5 protein-coding genes are annotated in these 5,202 nt (G+C 33.1%); 2 read left to right on the top strand and 3 right to left on the bottom strand.

Annotation, left to right across the window (positions count from 1 at the left end):
- Nucleotides 1-301: 301 nt before the first annotated feature.
- On the top strand, nucleotides 302-1,030 hold the full coding sequence (gene rpiA / locus F555_RS0100110; RefSeq protein ID WP_018153201.1) for a ribose-5-phosphate isomerase RpiA: 729 nt from the start codon (nucleotides 302-304) through the stop codon (nucleotides 1,028-1,030).
- A gap of 192 nt (nucleotides 1,031-1,222) precedes the next feature.
- The gene (locus tag F555_RS0100105) at nucleotides 1,223-1,501 is read left to right on the top strand and encodes a UPF0147 family protein (RefSeq protein WP_018153200.1); all 279 of its coding nucleotides are present in this window, start codon (nucleotides 1,223-1,225) and stop codon (nucleotides 1,499-1,501) included.
- Between the two features lie 23 nt (nucleotides 1,502-1,524).
- Here the strand turns inward: F555_RS0100105 and fucA are convergent, their stop codons facing one another.
- The 3 genes from fucA to hycI all read right to left on the bottom strand — a co-directional run bounded on the left by fucA (nucleotide 1,525) and on the right by hycI (nucleotide 4,830).
- A complete protein-coding gene (gene fucA / locus F555_RS0100100; RefSeq protein WP_018153199.1) occupies nucleotides 1,525-2,073 on the bottom strand; it encodes an L-fuculose phosphate aldolase in 549 nt (182 codons plus the stop codon).
- Between the two features lie 73 nt (nucleotides 2,074-2,146).
- Nucleotides 2,147-4,222, bottom strand: a complete 2,076-nt coding sequence (gene lonB / locus F555_RS0100095) for an ATP-dependent protease LonB (protein WP_018153198.1) — start codon at nucleotides 4,220-4,222, stop codon at nucleotides 2,147-2,149.
- Nucleotides 4,223-4,293: 71 nt separating this feature from the next.
- Nucleotides 4,294-4,830, bottom strand: a complete 537-nt coding sequence (hycI, locus tag F555_RS0100090) for a hydrogenase maturation peptidase HycI (protein ID WP_018153197.1) — start codon at nucleotides 4,828-4,830, stop codon at nucleotides 4,294-4,296.
- Nucleotides 4,831-5,202 lie beyond the last annotated feature (372 nt).

Here is a 5,202-nt window from a genome sequence, read left to right as displayed (position 1 = left end):
CTCACCTTCGCTTCGCTCGGTGATAGTGGTGGGCTACAAAACCTACTGGATTCGAAAACCGAAGGTTTTCGTAAACTCGAAGAGTTTTTGTTTAACCGTTGGGTTTTTATAACGTTGCTTCGCTCACTCCGAAAGCCAACGGCTTTAGTCGTGAGTATTGTAGTATACTCTTTTATATATAATACAATAATTTTTTTATATCTCTTTTTTATTCTACAAAAACAACGCTTAGATTATCAAAATTTAACCTAATCAAAATTAATTACTACAAATTACAAAATATATAGTGAGGTGTGTATGTATGCGTAAAAGTTCAGTTGGAAATGAAGGTTTATCTGAATTGGAGGCTTCAAAAACCAGAGTAGCTCAGGAAGCTGTAAAGTTGGTAAAGGACGACATGATAGTAGGTTTAGGCTCAGGTTCTACGGCAAATATATTCATAGCAGAACTTGGAAAAAGAATTATAGATGAAGAATTAAATATTTTTGGAATCCCGACTTCTTTTGAATCAAGAATGCTTGCCATACAATATGGGATTCCACTGGTTTCTTTGGATCAGTGTGATGAAATAGACATTGCAATTGATGGAGCTGATGAGGTCGATAAGAAAACGCTCGCCCTTATTAAAGGTGGCGGTGGATGCCACACCCAGGAAAAAATTATAGATTACTATGCAAAAGAGTTCGTAGTAATAGTGGATGAAAATAAAGTAGTAGATAATTTAGGGGAAAAAATGCCAGTACCTCTTGAAGTTGTTCCTTTTGCATACTCGACTGTTTTAAATGAACTGTTAAAAAGAAATTCAGCTCCTTCAATAAGAATGGCATCTAAGAAAATGGGCCCGATTATCACAGACAATGGAAACATGATAATAGATGTATTTATAGACATAAAAGATCCAGAAGAAACAGAAAAAGAATTAAATAACATTCCAGGAGTTGTGGAAAACGGAGTGTTTACAAAAGTAGACAAAGTTCTTGTAGGTAACCCTAAAAAAGTTAAAACCTTAAAAAATAAAAATAAAAAATAATAAGGTTAATATTTAAATACGGTATATGATAATTAAAATGTAGTGGTATTTACGGTCCATCTCCCAACCAATAGTGGTGTACATTCACTTAACTAATAAATACAAGTAATTTTATTTAAACATAAAAATTTCGATATATGGGAGATGGCCATATTAAATGTCAATAGGAATCCAAAACATGGTGGTGATAGTATGTTCGGCCCTAAGAAGATGACCCCTGAACAAAAATTAAACAACATTGCTTTTATGCTCGATGAAATAATTAACGATACAACAGTACCTAGAAATATAAGGGCTGCTGCTGAAAAGGCAAAAGAGTCAGTATTGAATGAAAATGATGAATACATCGTTAGAAGTGCTACTGCAATTCAATACTTAGACGACATTAGTGATGATCCAAACATGCCACTACATACAAGAACCCAAATATGGAGTATTGTAAGTGAATTGGAAACAATAAAAAATGAATAAATAATTTATAGTTAAATACATAACTAAATTCTTTTTAAATAATTTACAAGATAATTTAATTTAGCAACTTCTTCGGTAACCTCTGTTTTAACATAGGCTTCAAGTAAATTTTTTCCAAGGGTTACAATTCCATGATTTTTCAGGACTATAACATCCTCATTTCTTTTTGAAACTTCTTCTGCCAGTTCTAAACTTCCGCAGGGTAAATAGTCCACGTAACCTATTTTTTTTAAAAATATTTCTGCTTCAGGAGTCAATAGTTCTATTTTTTTATCCACTATTGATAGTGCTGTAGAGTGTAGGGAATGAGTATGGACTATTGCATTTACATCTTTTCTATTCTGATAAATCTTTAAGTGCATGTTGGTCTCTGAAGTAGGAGCTCCTTTGATAATTTCCCCATTTAAATTTACTATGCATATATCTTCTTCTTTTAAAAACCCAAGACATGAGCCTGTTGGAGTTGTATATATCAAATCATCATGCCTTACGCTAACATTACCTCCGCTTCCTACAACATATTTTCTATCGTAGAGTTTATGACAAATATCCACAAAAGCTTTTAAATCCACAGTACCACCAAAAAAGAGATTTGATAATTTATAACACATTTACATTTGAATAAAATAAAAGAAAGGTTTTATATTAGTTATCTAATTCAAATACCAGTGGTATTAGCTCATCAAGTGTTTTAACAGGGATTACTTCAATTCCTTCGATATCTATAACATCTATCATATTTGATTCTGGGATTATAACTCTTTTAAATCCATATTCTTTAGCAGCGTTTATTTTCTCGTTTACTCCGCCAATTGCAAGTATGTTACCGTTTAAATCCAAACTTCCAGTTATTGCAAAGTCCTGTTTTAGCGGAATATCCAAGAGTGAAGAAATTATACTTAAACATGCTGCTGCTGTTGCACTGTCTCCATCTATTTTTGAGTACGATTGACTGAATTGGATGTATATTTCCTTTGAAGTTAAATCAATGCTATCTTTGGTTTCAATAGGCAACTTTCCTTCAGATACTAGTTTTTTAGATAATGCCGAAGCTAATGATATACTGTGTTTTGCAAGGTCCCCACTTATGTTTAACAGGTGAGTTCCTGGATTCTTTGAATCTACAATTTGAGTTATTATTTTAGTTACATCGCCTAGTCCATCTGTTCCAAGAACTGCAAGACCGTGTATAACTCCAACTTTTGGTACATCGTTTGGAGTAATGTGCTTGTATCTCTTAAAGTTTGTAAGGTAGTCGATGGCAACCTGTTTGGACATGCTGTATACTCCACTCCTTATGACTTCCAATATGTGTTCACGTTCAATGTATATTTTCTTCTCTTCGGATTTTTTTATTTCTGAAACTTTATCGCTTTTGATTTTTTCAATAGATGTTTCTATGTTTTCTTTTTTCTTATGTAGCATTCCTACTATGTTTTTTAGTTTTTTGCTACTGCCACTCGCTTCCCTATTATCAATAACTACTTCTCTTTTTATTTCTAATTCTTTCTCTTTTTCTTTTTCTGCAGTTTCTTCGATTATTTCTTTTATTTCTTTGCCCACTGCAATATCATTTGCCATTTTTATTATGTTTGATAATTTCCTCAACCTTAAGGTAAGTTTATCCTTTGAACCTGATAAGAGCTGAGCCAGTCTTACAATTTCACAGCATGCTTCATAGGTCATTGGATTTAGGTTGTTGTTTTTTATCTCTTGAACTATGAATTGTAATAGTATATCTCTATTTTTCTGGTTGTTTTCCATTTTATTCTTTAGAACTATTTTGTAATCTATCCTGTCAAGTAACGGAGCTCTTAAGTTACTTACATCATCCATGTTTCCAGACATTATCAACGTAAAGTCACAAGGTATCGGGTTAGTCTCTACAGTGGCACCGCTTGAATTTGGATTTCTACCACTTATTTGGAGTTGTTTATCCTGTAATGCGGTTAATATATAATCTTGAACCTCCAGGGGCATGGTTTTTATCTCGTCCACATAGAGAATACCCTTGTGAGCTTCATATATGGCCCCTAAAATTATCCTTTTATGTGGCGGGGTGCCTAGTGGTGGCTTTCCTCCAAGTGGACAGTGTTTAACATCCCCTAAGAGTTTAGTTACGTTGTATGCACTGGCCCTTATAAGTGGTTTTTTCTTGCATTCATACAATACTACAGGTTTTAAATCTGCAGGATTCACTGTATTAGGCATTGAAGCTTTTGTAGCCCCAAATATTCCAAGGAAAAGTACTACAAAAGCCAATAATGAACCTACTATAGCTACAGTTGCTATTACTCCCAACATTTTAGTTTCTGAAAGTCCCTTCATTAAGTATGATGTTATGGCAGTAAATGCAATCATTAGAATGAATAATGTTAGGATATTTGGTGGCTGTTTGGTAATTTTTGGTCTCTCTTCATTATTCTCTTCAACATACAGCCCTTCAACTAACTCCACTATTGGTTTCTCAGGGTTTTTTAAGTTAGGTCTCGCCAATATGGTATATGGAGTGAATTCATCGGATTTTTCTAAAAGTTCTCCAACAGCCTTAACCATCATGGATTTACCGACACCAGGATCCCCCAGTAATAATGCATGTCTCTTGTTCTTAACTGCGCTTAACACTATTTTTACAGCTTCATCTTGACCGATAACCTGGTCAATTAATCTTGGAGACGGTTCAGGCAATTCTTCTGTAGTTTTAAATTTCACTGAAAACATATTTATTTACACCTATGATCTTAATTAAATTAAAAAAGAATTTATTGAACTAAATCTTTATTTTCGGTTAATCAATTTCGATTGGATATTATATTAATAAGTACCTTAGTAAATTGAGAAGCTTTTTCTTTGATTTCATTGGATAAAGACCCTCCAAAGTCAAGGTTTTTAGGTTCTATTCCAATCACTAATATTTCTGTATTTATATAGTGGGTTATGTATTTAATAATTATGGTCATAGGTAATGCATGTGTCGAAAAACCAACTTCTGCAATATCTTCACTATCAACAATCTTTAAAGTTCCAGGTTTTTCCCCCATCAGTGCGGCGTCCAATATTAAAATATGGGATGGTTTTTCCTTTTTTAAAACGTCTGTAAAATTCTCAGGAACTACACCACAGTTCAGAAGTACCAGATTATCATTTATGATATTTACCTCATTATTTGGGTTTATATCGTAACCAATTTTATTATAGTACTCAGCTAATTTTTCGACAACATACACACCAAACCCATCATCCCCTTTCATAGTGTTACCAACACCCATTATACATAGTTTTTTACAATCTTTTAATAAATCCTTTAGTTCAGATTTAACATTTTCCAAAGTTTCACCATCCACTATTGAACAAACACCAAAATATAATATTACGATAAATATAAATCCATATTAAATTAGAATTAAAGATATAAAAAAGAACATGATATTATAGTATAAAGCAAAACCTTTTAGAAAAAGGTTTTGATTGAACAAAAATTACGAAGTAATTTTTGTAACTCTCCGTTTGCTTCGCTCACTCCGATTCCAAAACCGGATACTTCTTAACTTCGTTAAGTCGAAGCGAATCGAAGATTCGCTGTCGAAGCAAATTTCAAAGAAATTTGCTGACTCACAAAAATTCGAAGAATTTTTGTCGAGACTCACAATCCACCGCAACATAGTTGCGGGGAAGTTGAATAATCGTAGATTATTCAACTA

Source organism: Methanothermococcus thermolithotrophicus DSM 2095 (assembly GCF_000376965.1).
GTDB classification, from domain to species: domain Archaea; phylum AGJL01; class Methanococci; order Methanococcales; family Methanococcaceae; genus Methanothermococcus; species Methanothermococcus thermolithotrophicus.
The sequence above is the reverse complement of the archived record's forward strand: the minus strand, read 5'-3'. Positions and strand labels throughout refer to the sequence as shown.

Bases quoted from the DNA above. Each gene is read 5' to 3' on its own strand.
- rpiA (WP_018153201.1), top strand. From the start codon at position 302: ATGCGTAAAAGTTCAGTTGGAAATGAAGGTTTATCTGAATTGGAGGCT.
- F555_RS0100105 (WP_018153200.1), top strand. From the start codon at position 1,223: ATGTTCGGCCCTAAGAAGATGACCCCTGAACAAAAATTAAACAACATT.
- lonB (WP_018153198.1), bottom strand. From the start codon at position 4,222: ATGTTTTCAGTGAAATTTAAAACTACAGAAGAATTGCCTGAACCGTCT.